The sequence below is a fragment of the uncultured Intestinimonas sp. genome (genome assembly GCF_944387725.1).
In the GTDB taxonomy this organism is placed as follows: domain Bacteria; phylum Bacillota; class Clostridia; order Oscillospirales; family Oscillospiraceae; genus Intestinimonas.
The window spans coordinates 1-13,679 of sequence record NZ_CALXGA010000057.1 but is presented as its reverse complement, the minus strand read 5'-3'; the positions used below and the strand labels follow the sequence as shown (position 1 = coordinate 13,679).

The window sequence follows — 13,679 nt, the reverse complement described above, 5'->3', positions numbered from 1 at the left end:
CGAAAAAATTGCTTGCCAGCGGCTCAAAATCCCTCGCTGCTGGACACATCGCCAATTTTCAAACAAGCCCTAAGGAGGACCCGAGTCCAGGGTTCCGCCCTGTGAGGTCCGGCGGCCAGCCGGAAGGGGTTTACAGCTCCCACCGCCTCCTTCTTGGCTTCCCATTGAAAGAGCTGGCTGCGGCGAAGCCGAAGCGTGAGGGGGTTCCCCGTTCCGGGGTCCTGCCCTGCGGGTTCCGGCTGAGTGCCGGAAATCCGCTCCGGCGAGCCGCCGGACCCCAGAGGAACCCCTGAAATCAATCCAAATTGTAATTATAGTGATAAAATATAACAAAAAGGAGCGAAAACAGATGATGCAATCCCGTACCCATACCTGCGATGAGCTCCGCATGGAGCATGTGGGAGAGCAGGTCAAGCTGGTGGGTTGGATGGAGAATGTCCGAGAGGTGGGCAGCGAACTGGCCTTCGTCATCCTCCGAGACTTCTACGGCACCACCCAGATCGTGGTGGAGGACGCTAAAACGCTTAAGCTGGTGAAGTCCATCCACAAGGAGTCCACCCTCTCCGTGGAGGGGTGTGTCCGGGAGCGGGACGCCAAGAACCACAAGCTGCCCACCGGGGACATCGAGGTGGTCCCCTCCAAAATCGAGGTGCTGGGCCGCTGCCGGTACAACGAGCTCCCCTTCCCCGTCAACCGCAGCCGGGAGGCCGACGAGGCCGCCCGCCTGAAGTACCGCTACCTGGACCTGCGCAACCCCGAGGTCAAACACAACATCATTCTGCGCTGCCAGGTGGTCTCCGCCCTGCGGCAGGCCATGACCGGCCACGGCTTCCTGGAGATCACCACCCCTATCCTCACCGCCTCCTCCCCCGAGGGGGCCCGGGACTACCTGGTGCCCGCCCGGAACCACCCCGGCAAATTCTACGCCCTGCCCCAGGCCCCTCAGCAGTTCAAGCAGCTGCTGATGGCCGCCGGCTTCGACCGCTACTTCCAGATCGCCCCCTGCTTCCGGGATGAGGACGCCCGGGCCGACCGCTCCCCCGGAGAGTTCTACCAGCTTGATATGGAGATGGCCTTCGCCTCCCAGGAGGATGTCTTTGCCGTCATCGAGGACGTCCTCCCACCGGTCTTCGCCCGGTTCGGCAAGTATCATACAGCCTCCACCGCCCCCTTCCGGCGGATTCCCTACCGGGAGGCCCTGGAGACCTACGGCACCGACAAGCCAGACCTGCGGATTGACCTCACCTGCGCCGACGCCACGGAGATTCTCGCCGGCTGCGGCTTCGGGCCCTTTGAGGGGAACGCCGTGAAGGCCGTGGCCGTCACCGGCTTCACTGCCACCCGGAAGCAGATTGACAAGCTCTGCGCCGACGTGGAGGTCCAGTCCGGGGAGAAGTGCTACTGGTTCCGCCTGGACGAGAAGGGCGAAGTGGTGGGCGGCATCGCCAAGTTCGTCCAGCCCATCCGCGACCAGGTGGTCTCGGCCCTGGGGCTGGAGCCGGGGACCTTCGTAGGCCTCACCGCCGGGAAGCGGGGGTCCGCCCAGAAGGCTGCCGGGGTCCTCATCAAGCTCCTCCCCGCCCTGGCCCCCCAGCACATGGACAAGGAGCGCTATGAGTTCTGTTGGATCACCGACTTCCCCATGTACGAGATTGGGGAAGAGTCCGGGGAACTGGAGTTCTGCCACAACCCCTTCTCCATGCCCAAGGGCCAGCTGGAGGTCCTGCTCCAGGCGGAGCGGGGGGAGATTGACCCTCTGACCATCACCGCCGACCAGTACGACCTGGTGTGCAACGGGGTGGAGCTCTCCTCCGGGGCGGTGCGGAACCACGACCCGGAGATCATGGTCAAGGCCTTCGAGCTGGCTGGCCTGGGAGAGGAGGACGTGAAGGCCAAGTTCCCCGCCATGTACAACGCCTTCTGCTACGGTGCGCCCCCCCACGCCGGCATCGCCCCCGGGGTGGACCGGATGGTGATGCTCCTGGCCGGGGAGGACTCCATCCGGGAGATCATCCCCTTCCCCATGAACAAAAACGCCCAGGATTTGATGATGGACGCCCCCTCCCCCGTCACCCGGAAGCAGCTGGACGAGCTGCACATTGCCCTGGTGGAGCCGGAGGATTAAAAGGACCCGGCCAGGCGGGGGCGTCCGCCTTGACAGGCCCCAGCTAATATGATAGAGTGTGGGCGGAAGGGAGTCCTTCTGAAATTGAAATAAATGACAAGAGAGGAGCATGGACTTATGATTTGGAACTGGACCCGGCGGGCCCTGGCAGGGGCCCTTGCGGCGGCCCTGCTGGCCGTCCCCGCTCTGGCGGCCGAGCCGGAGGCCCCGGCGCAGGTCCCCGGCCCCTGGGCCTATGACGCCCTGGCAGACAGCTACGCCATGGGGCTGGTGGACGATGACTATTCCAGCTACATCCAAAGCCCCGTGACCCAGGAGCAGCTGGAGGCCATGACCGCAGCGGCGGCGGATAAGCTGGCTCTGCTGGAGCTGCCCCAGCGCCCGGCGGACGCCGCCGGGCTGGTGGTGGACACCACCCGGGGCGGCGTGATGAACGCCCTCTACCAGGAGGCGGCGGCCTACGACATCGACGGCGTGGAGGCCGGAGCGGAGGTCTTCCTCACCGGCCTGGGGGTGGTCCAGGGGGACCAGAACGGAGACCTGCGCCTGGCCGACCCCTGCACCTACCAGGAGGCCATGGTGATGACCCAGCGGCTCATCCTGGCGGTCTACGACGCCAATGACGCCGGCTCCAAGGGCCTGCTGTGGCGGGCTGTCAACGGGGACAACACCCTCTACCTCCTGGGCACTATCCACCTGGATCGCAGCAACGTCTATCCCCTCCACCGCTCCGTCCGGGAGGCCATTGATGATTCCCAGACCGTGATCTTTGAGCTGGACTTAAACGACACGGAGGGCATGGCCTACCTCCAGGGGCTGATGCTCTACAGCGACGGCACCACCCTGGCCGACCGCATCAGCCCGGAGCTCTACGAGCGGTGTCAGGCGGCCTGGACGGCGGTGGGGATGCCCGCCGAGTCCTTAGACCTCTTTAAGCCCTGGGCCCTGGCCAGCACCTTCGGCACCTTGGGCCTCCAGGATGACACCACCAGCGCCAACATGATGGCCATTGACTCCTACATCAACGCCAAGGCGGTGAACGCCGGCAAGGAGATCGCCGCAGTGGAGACCTACGCCTTCCAGGGCGGCATCTTTGACGGCCTCACCCCGGAGTACCAGGAGGCCTACCTGGAGGCCAGCCTCACCGGCCTGGAGGGCCTCCTCAGCGGCGAGGCCGCCACCGAGGAGGCCCAGACCCAGGCCCAGGCCCAGCAGGAGCAGATCGCCGCCATGTTTGAGGCATGGAAGGACCGGGACCCCGAGGCCTTTGCGGCGGTCTACAACAAGCAGGCCGTTCTGGACAGCGACGATGAACTCAACGCCAAGCTCTTCACGGAGCGGGACCCGGGGATGATCGCTGCGGCGGCGGAATACCTGGAGACGGAGGGAGAGAACACCTTCTTCCTGGCGGTGGGGGCCGGACATATGGTGGACCCCGGCGGCATCGTCAGCGGCCTCCAGGAGCTGGGCTATACCGTAGAGCTGGCGCCCTGAGGGGCGCCGCAGGAGGCGGCGGTTTCCGCCACTGTTTAACATTTTGCTGGGTCTTCTGATGCTGACCGGGTTGGGGGCGCGGCGGGGCTTCGGCCCCGTGAACTGGGCCCGGAGGAACGCCGGGCGCAAGCGGGCCCAGGAAGGGAGCGACCGCTGGGTCCTGGTGGAGCGGGTGTAGCAGTTCCTGCTCCAGGCCAACGACGGCAACGCGGTCTTCTCCGTTTACGAAAAAAGCGAAACCCACGGCGGCAGCCAGTTCAAGGTCACCACATATACTTACTATCCCCGTGTCCTACCGCAAGGGGGAGCGGAACTATGAGCTGGGGACCCGCTCCCTCCTGCCTGAGGAGCTGGTGAAGGGGGTAGATCTGACCGGAAAGCGGGGCAAGGCGCTCACCGTCACCTTCCGTCTGGAAACCGAGCACCGGCACATCAGCCTGGAGATGGTCTTGGCCCCCCTGTGCTATCGGAAGAACAAGTTCTATCCCCTGGACCTCCTCCAGGAGGCCGCCTGCGCCAAGGCCCTGGAGGCGGCGGAGAAGCTGGCGGAGCGAGCCTGCGGCCTCACTCCAGCGGAGCTGGAGGCCGGCCGGCTGAAGAGCGAGTGCGGCGATTACGGTCTCTATGCCGCCATGGTGAGCTTTCTGGAAACAGGAGCAAGCAAACAAAAATGGGAAGCTCCCCCTTAAGTTTCAGAATTTTCTGCCGATATAAAGATTTAGTCTTTCCAAGCATTCGGAGGGAAAGCATGAAAAGGAGGAAGCAATGCGATGAGAAACATGAAGACCAAGTTCCTGTCCCTGGTAATGGCCCTGGCCATGGTTCTGAGCCTGGCCGCCTGCGGCGGCGGCAGCGGCGGCAGCGGCAGCGGCCTGGCCGGTAGCACCTGGGTTCTCAGCGGCGGCTCCCAGGAGGGCGTTACCGTGAACCAGGACGCCCTGGAGAGCGTGCTCGGCGGCTCCATGACCTGTACCTTTGAGGAGGACGGCACGGTGGTCGTGGAACTGGCCGGTGTGTCCGTGGAGGGCACCTGGACCCAGGACGGCAACACCGTGGAACTGGACATCCAGGGGGAGATCGACACCATGACCCTGGACGGGGACACCCTGTCCATGGAGGAGTCCGGCGTGTTGATGGAGTTCACCCGGCAGTAAGCAGATGACCTCCGGCGGGGGGACGGCACGGGCCGTTCTCCCGCCCTTTTTGCGCCTTCCCCCCTTGACGGAGGGGGCCGCTGCGCATAAAATAGAGGAGATTGAAACGGGGACGACGGGGTTCTGGGGACAAGGGCGTCCCATCCGATTGAGATGGGAGGAATTTCAGATGGCGGTTCAATACATCTTTGTTACGGGGGGCGTGGTGTCCGGCCTGGGAAAGGGCATCACGGCGGCCTCTCTGGGACGGCTTTTGAAGCAGCGGGGGCTCCGGGTGGCCCACCAGAAGCTGGACCCCTACCTCAACGTGGACCCCGGTACCATGAACCCCTACCAGCATGGGGAGGTCTTCGTCACCGATGACGGAGCCGAGACCGACCTGGACCTGGGCCACTATGAGCGCTTTACCGACGAGAATCTGACGGCGGACTCCTCGGTGACCTCGGGCAAGGTCTATTGGACCGTCCTCAACCGGGAGCGGGAGGGGGGCTACCTGGGGGGCACCGTCCAGGTCATCCCCCATATCACCGATGAAATCAAGGAGCGGGTCTACCGGGTGGGCCGCCGTCCGGGGGTGGATGTGGTCATCACGGAAATCGGCGGCACCGTGGGAGACATCGAGTCCCAGCCCTTCCTGGAGGCCATCCGGCAGGTGTGTACCGAGGTGGGCCGTCAGGATGTGATGTACCTCCACGTCTCCCTCATCGTGGCCATTCCCGGGGTGGGAGAGCTCAAGAGCAAGCCCACCCAGCACTCGGTGAAGGAGCTGCTGGGCCTGGGCATCCAGCCAGACATCATTGTCTGCCGCTCGGAGTACCCGGTGTCCGGCGACCTGCGGCGGAAGATCGCCCTCTTCTGCAACCTGCCCCCGGAGAACATCATCCCCAACCTCAACGCCGGCTCCCTCTACGAGGTCCCCCTGATGCTCCACCGGGAGGGGCTGGACCAGGCGGTCTGCCGCCGGCTGGGCCTGCCGGAGATCCCCCCGGACCTCTCCGAGTGGACCGCCATGGTGGAGCGGGAGCGCTCCGCCCGGGAGCGGCTGGAGATCGCCCTGGTGGGCAAATATGTGGGGCTCCACGACGCCTATCTCTCGGTGGTGGAGGCCCTGGCCCACGGGGGCATTGAAAACGACCGCAAGGTGGACATCCGCTGGGTGGACTCCGAGACCCTCACCGACGAAAATGCGGCGGAGCGGCTGGCCGGCTGCCAGGGCATTCTGGTGCCCGGGGGCTTCGGCAGCCGGGGGGTGGACGGGATGCTCTCGGCCATTCGGTACGCCCGGGAGCGGAAGGTCCCCTTCCTGGGCATCTGCCTGGGGATGCAGATGGCCGTGGTGGAGTTTGCCCGGCACGCGGCGGGGCTGGCGGGGGCCCACTCCAGCGAGCTGGACCCAGACACCCCCTACCCCGTCATCGGTTTGATGCCCGACCAGGTGGGGGTCACCGCCAAGGGGGGCACCATGCGCCTGGGGGCCTACCCCTGCCGTCTCACCGGCAGGGAGGGGCCCTGCTGGGAGGCCTACCGGACCCAGGACATCTCTGAGCGGCACCGCCACCGCTACGAGTTCCAGAACGACTACCGGGAGCTCCTGACCCGGAAGGGCCTGCGGCTGGCGGGCCTCTCCCCCGACGGGCGGCTGGTGGAGGCGGTGGAGCTCCCCGGACACCCCTGGTTTGTGGGGGTTCAGTTCCACCCGGAGCTCAAGTCCCGGCCCAACCGGGCCCACCCCCTGTTCCGGGCCTTTGTGGCGGCGGCCAGGGAGTGCCGAGGCTGAAGAAAAGACATCGGAAAGGGAGGCGCGGCGCAATATGGACCGTGACGGGGCCTTTGAATTCTTAGACCGGGCCGCCAGGGGCATCGCGGAGATGTTCGGCTCCTCCTGCGAGACCCTGGTCCACGACATGGGGGTGCGCTCCCACCCCATTTTATCCATCTATAACGGCCACGTCTCGGGGCGGAGCGTGGGCTCCACCGAGGACATCCTGGGCACGGGCCGGGAGCTGGACGACGAGGCCCGGCTCCGGGACCAGGTGAACCTCTCGGCCACCACCCCCTCGGGACAGCAGATCAAGTCCTCTACCTTCCACCTGATTGGGGAAGACTACAACCTGGCCCTGGGCATCAACTTTGACTACACCTCTCTGGTCTACGCCAACCGCATTCTGGCCGATTTGATAAACGTCCAGTCCGATTTGAAGAGCGCCCTCTTCCAGGGGGGAGACAGCGCCCTGGCCGACCTCTTTGAGCAGTGCCTGGCCGCCCTGGGCAAGCCGGCAGACGCCCTGGGAAAGTCCGACCGGCTGAAGCTGGTGGCCCTGCTGGAGCAGCAGAACGCCTTCTCCTACCGCAAGTCGGTGCCCTATGTAGCCCGCCGCCTGGGGGTGAGCCGGTATACGGTCTACAAATATCTGGACGAGGTTACCCGGCAGGCCGGGGCGGAGGAGTGAACCCGCAGAAAGGAAGGGAGCATATGTACCAAGCGCAGATTGACGCCTATTGGCGGGAGCCCGCCCGGAGGGAGGAGCTGATCTCCGCCCTCTCCCGGCTGGTGGCGGTGAAGAGCGTGAAGGGGGCGCCCGCCCCCGGCGCCCCCTTCGGCCCCGGCCCCGCCGCCGCCCTGGACGAGGCCCTGGCCCTCTGCCGGGAGCTGGGCTTTTCCGCCCGGAGCTATGACGGCTATGTGGGCCTGTGCGACCTCAACGGCATGGACACCCGCCTTCACATCCTGGGGCACCTGGACGTAGTGGGAGAGGGATCCGGCTGGTCCACCGACCCCTATGCCTGTGTGGAGCGGGACGGGGTCCTCTACGGCCGGGGGGTCAGCGACGACAAGGGGCCGGTGGTGTGCGCCCTCCTGGCCATGAAGGCCGTCCGGGACCTGGGGTTCCCCCTGTCGGCCAACGCCCGGCTCATCCTGGGCACCGACGAGGAGAGCGGCTCGGCCGACCTGGACTATTACTATGGCCGGGAGCCCTACGCTCCCTATGCCTTTACGCCAGACGCCGGCTTCCCCGTGATCCATATTGAGAAGGGGCAGTACCACCCGGACCTGGGGGCGGCGTGGGACCTCTCCCCTGCCCTGCCCCGGGTGGCCGCCCTCACCGGGGGTCTGCGGCAGAACGTGGTGCCCCCCGAGGCCGAGGCCGTGGTGCTGGGTATTTTTGCCCCCGACGCCGAGCCGGTCTGCCGTCAGACAGAGGAACGCACCGGGGCGGTCTTCACCGTCAGCCCCTCGGCCAACGGCTGCCACATCCACTGCCAGGGGAAAAACGCCCATGCCGCCTCCCCGGACGGCGGCGTCAACGCCATTGCCGCCCTGCTGGAGGTCCTCTCCGCCCTGCCCCTGGCCGAATGCGGCAGCACCCGGGCGGTGCGGGCCATGGCCGGGCTCTTCCCCTTTGGGGATAACCGGGGCCGATCCCTGGGCATCGCCATGGAGGACGCCCAGTCCGGCCCCCTGACCCTGAATCTGGCCTTGATGAAGCTCACCGAGGCCGGCTTTTCCGCCAAGCTCGACGTCCGGTTCCCCCTGTGCGCCAGCGAGGAGAACTGCCGCCAGGCCTGCGAGGCCGCCCTGGCTGCCCACGGGATCGCCGTCACCGGGGACGGGGAGATGCACCCCGCCCACCAGGTCCCCGCCGGCTCAGAGCTGGTGCGGACCCTCCTTCGCTGCTACGCCGGCTGCACCGGGGAGGCCGACCCCAAGCCCCTGGCCATCGGCGGGGGGACCTACGTTCACGACATCCCCGGCGGGGTGGCCTTCGGGGCGTGTTTCCCGGGCTATGACACCCGGATGCACGCCGCCGGTGAGCGGGTCCCGGCGGCGCACCTGCTGACGGCCTGCAAAATCTACACCCAGGCCATCGCGGAGCTGTGCCGGTGAGGGGCGGGGTGAAGCGGCTCCCCGCCCTGGCGGCGGCCCTGCTCCTGTGTCTGGGGCTGGGGGCCTGCGGCGGGGAAACCATGACCAGCTTCGACGCCGCCAGCTATGTCTCCGGGGTGCTGGACGAGACCTACAAGGGCGAGTGGGACAACGCCTTCCTGGACCTGGTGGACCTTACTGATGGGGAGGCCCAGGACGTCTATGAAGCCGCCCTGGAGGAGGAGTACCGGCGCTTTGCCTACCAGTTTGACCTCAATGACGCCGCCCTCACCCAGGAGACCCGGCAGGCCGTGCTGGATTTCCTCTCCCAGGTGTGCGCCATGGCCCAGTACACCGTCCAAGGGGCAGTGGCCCTGGACGACACCCGGTATGCCGTGGAGGTGTCGGTGCGGCCCCTGGACCTCTTTGTCCAGGTCCGGGAGGACGCCCTGGAGGGGTTCCAGGCGGAGTTTGCCGCAGACTATGCCGGCGTGACGCTGGAGGGCCTGACGGCCCAGGAGCGCGCCGGGCTGGAGCGCACATATGAAAACCAGTGGGCCCTGGGCGTCGTGGACCTGTGCCGGGGACGGCTGGGCCTGATGGGCTACCTGGATGTGGAGAGCATCCTGGTGCTGGTGGCCCCGGACGAGGAGGGGTACTACTCTATGGGGGACAACGATTACAACAACCTCTCCACCCTGATTCTGCCCTATTGAGACCGGCGGGGCTCTGTCCCGGGAAAGGGTTGCCCACATAACGGCGGAGGGAGTACCGTTTCAGGTACTCCCTCCGCGTTTTTCTGCCCAGACCGCAGTGCACGGGCAGGCGAGATTGCTGTGGGGCCCGTAGAGGACGGCTTCTCCAGGGGGAACTCCCCTCCCCCACTGGAAAACGGCAAAAAAGAGGGCCGGCGGCTGCCGGCCCTCCTGATATAGGTTAGTTCTTCTCCCCCGCCTCCTCCCCGCCCTGGGGGAGCTTGGACACCAGGGCCCAGGCCACCCGGCGGTCTGCGATGGACTCCACCTTGATGTGGAGCCCGGCGGCGTCCACCTCCACCTGGCTGGGCCCATCCTTGGGCAGCACCGGCAGCTGGTCGAAGACCAGACCGCTGAGGGTGTCGGCCCCCTGGTCCTCCGGGAACGCCATGTCCAAGGCCTTGGCCACATCGTCCAGCTCGGCCCCGCCGGCCACCCGCCACAAGTTGGGCTCCAGCTGGATGATTTCCTGGTCCTCCTGGGGGTCGAACTCGTCATAGATGTTCCCCACGATCTCCTCCAGCAGGTCCTCCATGGTCAAAAGGCCCGAGGTGCCGCCGTACTCGTCCACCACGATGGCCATGTGGACTTTCCGGCTCTGCATGTCCCGGAAGAGCACGTCGGCGGGCACCGACCCCGGCACAAAGTAGGCCGGCCGCAGAAGCTCCCGCAGGGGCTTGGGGGAGGCATTCCGGCTGTTGAGGAAGTAGTCCCGGCTGCTGAGGATGCCGATGATGTCGTCGGCGTCCTCCTCGTAGACCGGGAAGCGGCTCAGGCCCGAGGCTTCAATGGTCTCCACGATCTCCCGGTCGCTGTCCCCGGTCCAGAGCATCACCATGTCGGTGCGGTGGACCATCACGTCCTCGGCCACGGTGTCGTTAAACTCGAAGACGTTTTCGATCATTTCCTTCTCGTCGGTCTCAATGGCCCCCTTCTCCTCGCCGATGTCCACCATCATGCGGATGCCCTCCTCGGAGACCTCCTCCTCCTCGGCGTTGGGGTCGATGCCCATGAGCCGGAGGACGCCGTTGGTACACAGGGTAAGTAGGGCGATGACGGGGCTCATGACCACCGAAAGGGCGTGGACCGGCCCGCTGGCGAAGCGGGCTACCCCCTCGGCCTTCTTCATAGCCACCCGCTTGGGCACCAGCTCCCCGAAGATCAGGGTGAAGAAGGAGATCACCAGGGTGATGAGGCTCACCGACACCGACTGCACCGCCTCCCGGGGCAGGGCGTTGAAGCCCAGGCCGTCCACCAGCCAGGCGGTGATGCGGCTGGCGAAGTTCTCGGCGGCGAAGGCCGCCCCCAGGAAGCCGGCCAGGGTAATGCCGATCTGGATGGTGGAGAGAAACTTGGTGGGGGTCTGGACAATGGTCAGCAGCAGGGCCGCCTTTTTGTCCCCCTCCTCCGCCTGCCGGCGGAGGAGGTTCTCATTGAGGGAGAGGACCGCGATCTCTGTGGAGGCGAAAAAGGCGTTGAGCAGAATCAGGATGACCTGCAACAGAATCTGCGGCCATATGGGGTCGGGTGACAAAGAAAATTCCTCCTTATAATTGCGCGCCCTACAGGCGCTTGATGCCCTAGTATACCATATCCCCGGGGAAAAAGCATCTCTTTCCCGCAATATTTTCTGTGGAATGTGTGGGAGGGATTTTACATGGATTTGACTTGCCTTTTGCCCCGGGCCTTGGTATCATGAGAGCGGTTTCCACAAAATTTTATTGGAGGCGGCTTTATGTATCAGGTTTCCAATTTTACCGACAATGACGACGTCAAAATCCTCTCCGAGCTGGGCGCCTTTCAGGTCATCGAGTATCAGCGGGACCTGAGCGTCACCCCCGGCTCCGCCCTCACGGCCTACTACAGCGCCCAGATGAACGTCCGCAAGCGCCAGTTGGTCTGCCACCTCAGCCGCGCCCCGGTGACCATCCAGGCCGGCGCCATGCAGTGGATGCTGGGCAACGTCAGCGCCACCACCGGCATCAAGGGCGTGGGGGACCTCTTCGGGAAGGCCCTCCGGGGCAAGGCCACCGGCGAGTCGGCCATCAAGCCGGAGTACGCCGGCGACGGCCTGCTGGTGCTGGAGCCCACCTACAAACACCTGATTCTCATGAGCGCCGACGACTGGGGTGGGTCAGTGGTGCTGGATGACGGCCTCTTTCTGGCCTGCGAGTCCAGCCTCCAGCATAAGGCGGTGATGCGCTCCAACCTCTCTTCCGCCGTGGCCGGCGGGGAAGGCATGTTCAACCTGAGCCTCAACGGCAGCGGCGTCTTCTGCCTCGAGTCCAAATGCCCCCGGGAGGAGCTCATTGAGATCACCCTGCAAAACGACGTGCTCAAGATAGACGGCAACTTCGCCATCGCCTGGAGCAACAGCCTGGAGTTTACGGTGGAGCGCTCCGGCAAGAGCCTCATCGGATCCGCCGCCTCCGGCGAGGGGCTGGTTAACGTCTACCGGGGCACTGGCAAGGTACTGATGATGCCCACCGGCAATATGCCCAATATTTGATCCATACACAAGCATAGTCACATCTGGGCGGGCGGTTCCTTGGGCCGCGCCGCCCAGGCGCTTTTTTGGCACCCGTCCCCAGAGGGCGCATAGACTGCCCCAGGGAGGTGCCGCAGTATGGCTGCCATCAGTTTGTGTATGATCGTGCGGAACGAGGAGAGGGTGCTGGCCCGCTGTCTGGAGAGCGTCAGGCCCATTGTGGACGAGATCGTGGTGGTGGACACCGGCTCCGCTGACGCCACCCGGGCCGTCGCCGCCCAGTACGGCCGGGTGCTGGATTTCCCCTGGTCCGACGACTTCTCCGCCGCCCGAAACTTCGCCTTTGCACAGGGAACCTGCGACTATCTCCTGTGGCTGGACGCCGACGACGTGATTCCCCCGGACCAGGTCCCCGCCTTTCTGGAGCTCAAGGAGGGCCTGGACGGCTCTGTGGACCTGGTGATGCTCCCCTACCGCGCCGCCCTGGGGCCCCGGGGGGAACCGGCCTTCGTCTACTACCGGGAGCGGCTGGTCCGCCGGGAGGCGGGCTTTCGCTGGCAGGGGGCGGTCCACGAGTGCCTGGTCCCCCGGGGGAGCGTCCGGTACGGCGGGGCGGCGGTGGAGCACCGCAGGGCGGGACCCGGAGACGGGGCGCGGAATCTGCGGATTTATGAGGCCCTGCTGGCCCGGGGGGAAGTCCTGGACGCCCGGGGGCAGTTCTACTACGCCCGGGAACTGCTGGCCCACGGCAGGTACGAAGCGGCGGAGGCCGCCTTTCGGGACTTCTTGGCCCGGCCCGACGGCTGGGTGGAAAACCGCCTCCAGGCCAGCCGGGATCTGGCCGCCTGCCTGGAGGCCCAGGGGCGGCGGCGGGAGGCAAAGGAGGCCCTGGTCCGCTCCTTCGCCTGGGACCTGCCCCGGGGGGAGGCCTGCTGCGACCTGGCCGGTTTGGAGGCCGGGGACGGGCGCTGGGAGGAGGCCCTTTACTGGTATCAGGCGGCCCTCCGGGCCCCCCAGCGGAGCCGGAGCGGGGCCTTTGTCCATCTGCCCAGCTACGGCTACCTCCCCTGTCTGGGGCTGTGTCTGTGCTGCGACCGCCTGGGCCGGCGCACGGAGGCGGAGGCGTGGAATGAGCGGGCGGCGCTGTGCTGGCCGGAGTCCCCGGCGGTGGCCTGGAACCGGCGGTACTTCTCCGGACTGGAGATCTGAACATGCTCACAACGGCGGGGCCTGTGGTGCCGGAGTGCGGCGGGGGCGCATAGCATGGGGTGCCGGGCTGGCCGGCCCGGCAAATGCTCCGAAAGGAAGAATGGCATGTTCGATTGTTCTCGTTTTGACGGGCGGGGCGGCGACGACCCCTTCGGCTGCTGGATGCCGGACCGGGGCTGCTGCGGCCCCTGGGGCCTCCGGGGGCCCACAGGTCCCACAGGCCCTGCCGGGCCGGAGGGCAGCCGGGGGCGGCAGGGCCCCATGGGCCCCAGAGGCTGTCCCGGCGTCCCCGGCCCCATGGGGCCCCGGGGCGCCCAGGGTCCAACGGGGCCCATGGGCCTCCCCGGAACCACCGGACCGGCGGGACCCATCGGCCCCCAGGGTCCCACAGGCCCCGTTGGCGCTACAGGCCCTGCCGGATCTGCGGGTCCCGCCGGCGCTGCGGGCCCCGCCGGCGCTACGGGTCCCGCCGGCGCGACGGGCCCCGCCGGCGCGACGGGCCCCGCCGGCGCTACGGGCCCCGCCGGCGCTACGGGCCCCGCCGGCGCTACGGGCCCCGCCGGCGCTACGGGCCCCGCCGGCGCTACGG

At 66.6% G+C, this 13,679-nt stretch carries 11 protein-coding genes and 1 pseudogene; 11 read left to right on the top strand and 1 reads right to left on the bottom strand.

Going from position 1 to position 13,679, the window contains the following annotated elements:
• Positions 1 to 349 precede the first annotated feature (349 nt).
• From aspS to Q0K09_RS08385, 8 genes are all read left to right on the top strand, one after another.
• Positions 350 to 2,125: an aspartate--tRNA ligase gene (gene aspS / locus Q0K09_RS08420; RefSeq protein WP_294475240.1), complete on the top strand. Its 1,776-nt coding sequence runs from the start codon at positions 350 to 352 to the stop codon at positions 2,123 to 2,125.
• A 117-nt stretch (positions 2,126 to 2,242) separates the two neighbouring features.
• Entirely contained in the window at positions 2,243 to 3,619 is a 1,377-nt protein-coding gene (locus Q0K09_RS08415) for a TraB/GumN family protein (RefSeq protein WP_294475238.1), read from the top strand.
• 287 nt (positions 3,620 to 3,906) lie between these two features.
• Positions 3,907 to 4,308 (top strand): hypothetical protein, encoded by a 402-nt coding sequence (locus tag Q0K09_RS08410; RefSeq protein ID WP_294475236.1) that lies wholly within the window; start codon positions 3,907 to 3,909, stop codon positions 4,306 to 4,308.
• A gap of 81 nt (positions 4,309 to 4,389) precedes the next feature.
• Entirely contained in the window at positions 4,390 to 4,773 is a 384-nt protein-coding gene (locus Q0K09_RS08405; protein WP_294475234.1) for a hypothetical protein, read from the top strand.
• A gap of 169 nt (positions 4,774 to 4,942) precedes the next feature.
• A complete protein-coding gene (locus tag Q0K09_RS08400; RefSeq protein ID WP_294475233.1) occupies positions 4,943 to 6,550 on the top strand; it encodes a CTP synthase in 1,608 nt (535 codons plus the stop codon).
• Between the two features lie 34 nt (positions 6,551 to 6,584).
• Positions 6,585 to 7,223, top strand: a complete 639-nt coding sequence (locus tag Q0K09_RS08395; protein WP_294475231.1) for a helix-turn-helix transcriptional regulator — start codon at positions 6,585 to 6,587, stop codon at positions 7,221 to 7,223.
• Positions 7,224 to 7,246: 23 nt separating this feature from the next.
• Positions 7,247 to 8,659, top strand: coding sequence for a Sapep family Mn(2+)-dependent dipeptidase (locus Q0K09_RS08390; RefSeq protein ID WP_294475229.1), 1,413 nt, complete (start codon positions 7,247 to 7,249; stop codon positions 8,657 to 8,659).
• Positions 8,660 to 8,667: 8 nt separating this feature from the next.
• Positions 8,668 to 9,354: a hypothetical protein gene (locus tag Q0K09_RS08385; RefSeq protein WP_294475226.1), complete on the top strand. Its 687-nt coding sequence runs from the start codon at positions 8,668 to 8,670 to the stop codon at positions 9,352 to 9,354.
• 220 nt (positions 9,355 to 9,574) lie between these two features.
• Here the strand turns inward: Q0K09_RS08385 and Q0K09_RS08380 are convergent, their stop codons facing one another.
• Positions 9,575 to 10,927 carry a hemolysin family protein gene (locus tag Q0K09_RS08380; RefSeq protein ID WP_294475224.1) on the bottom strand — a complete coding sequence of 451 codons (1,353 nt, stop codon included), beginning with the start codon at positions 10,925 to 10,927 and terminating at the stop codon, positions 9,575 to 9,577.
• A 201-nt stretch (positions 10,928 to 11,128) separates the two neighbouring features.
• Here Q0K09_RS08380 and Q0K09_RS08375 point away from each other — a divergent pair, with 201 nt between their 5' ends.
• The 3 genes and pseudogenes from Q0K09_RS08375 to Q0K09_RS08365 all read left to right on the top strand — a co-directional run.
• A complete protein-coding gene (locus Q0K09_RS08375) occupies positions 11,129 to 11,902 on the top strand; it encodes an AIM24 family protein (protein WP_294475223.1) in 774 nt (257 codons plus the stop codon).
• Positions 11,903 to 12,019: 117 nt separating this feature from the next.
• A complete protein-coding gene (locus tag Q0K09_RS08370) occupies positions 12,020 to 13,090 on the top strand; it encodes a glycosyltransferase (protein ID WP_294475222.1) in 1,071 nt (356 codons plus the stop codon).
• Between the two features lie 105 nt (positions 13,091 to 13,195).
• Positions 13,196 to 13,679: pseudogene (locus tag Q0K09_RS08365) on the top strand (hypothetical protein); the annotation flags it as partial.

Bases quoted from the DNA above. Each gene is read 5' to 3' on its own strand.
- aspS (WP_294475240.1), top strand. From the start codon at position 350: ATGATGCAATCCCGTACCCATACCTGCGATGAGCTCCGCATGGAGCAT.
- Q0K09_RS08415 (WP_294475238.1), top strand. From the start codon at position 2,243: ATGATTTGGAACTGGACCCGGCGGGCCCTGGCAGGGGCCCTTGCGGCG.
- Q0K09_RS08405 (WP_294475234.1), top strand. From the start codon at position 4,390: ATGAGAAACATGAAGACCAAGTTCCTGTCCCTGGTAATGGCCCTGGCC.
- Q0K09_RS08400 (WP_294475233.1), top strand. From the start codon at position 4,943: ATGGCGGTTCAATACATCTTTGTTACGGGGGGCGTGGTGTCCGGCCTG.
- Q0K09_RS08395 (WP_294475231.1), top strand. From the start codon at position 6,585: ATGGACCGTGACGGGGCCTTTGAATTCTTAGACCGGGCCGCCAGGGGC.
- Q0K09_RS08390 (WP_294475229.1), top strand. From the start codon at position 7,247: ATGTACCAAGCGCAGATTGACGCCTATTGGCGGGAGCCCGCCCGGAGG.
- Q0K09_RS08375 (WP_294475223.1), top strand. From the start codon at position 11,129: ATGTATCAGGTTTCCAATTTTACCGACAATGACGACGTCAAAATCCTC.
- Q0K09_RS08370 (WP_294475222.1), top strand. From the start codon at position 12,020: ATGGCTGCCATCAGTTTGTGTATGATCGTGCGGAACGAGGAGAGGGTG.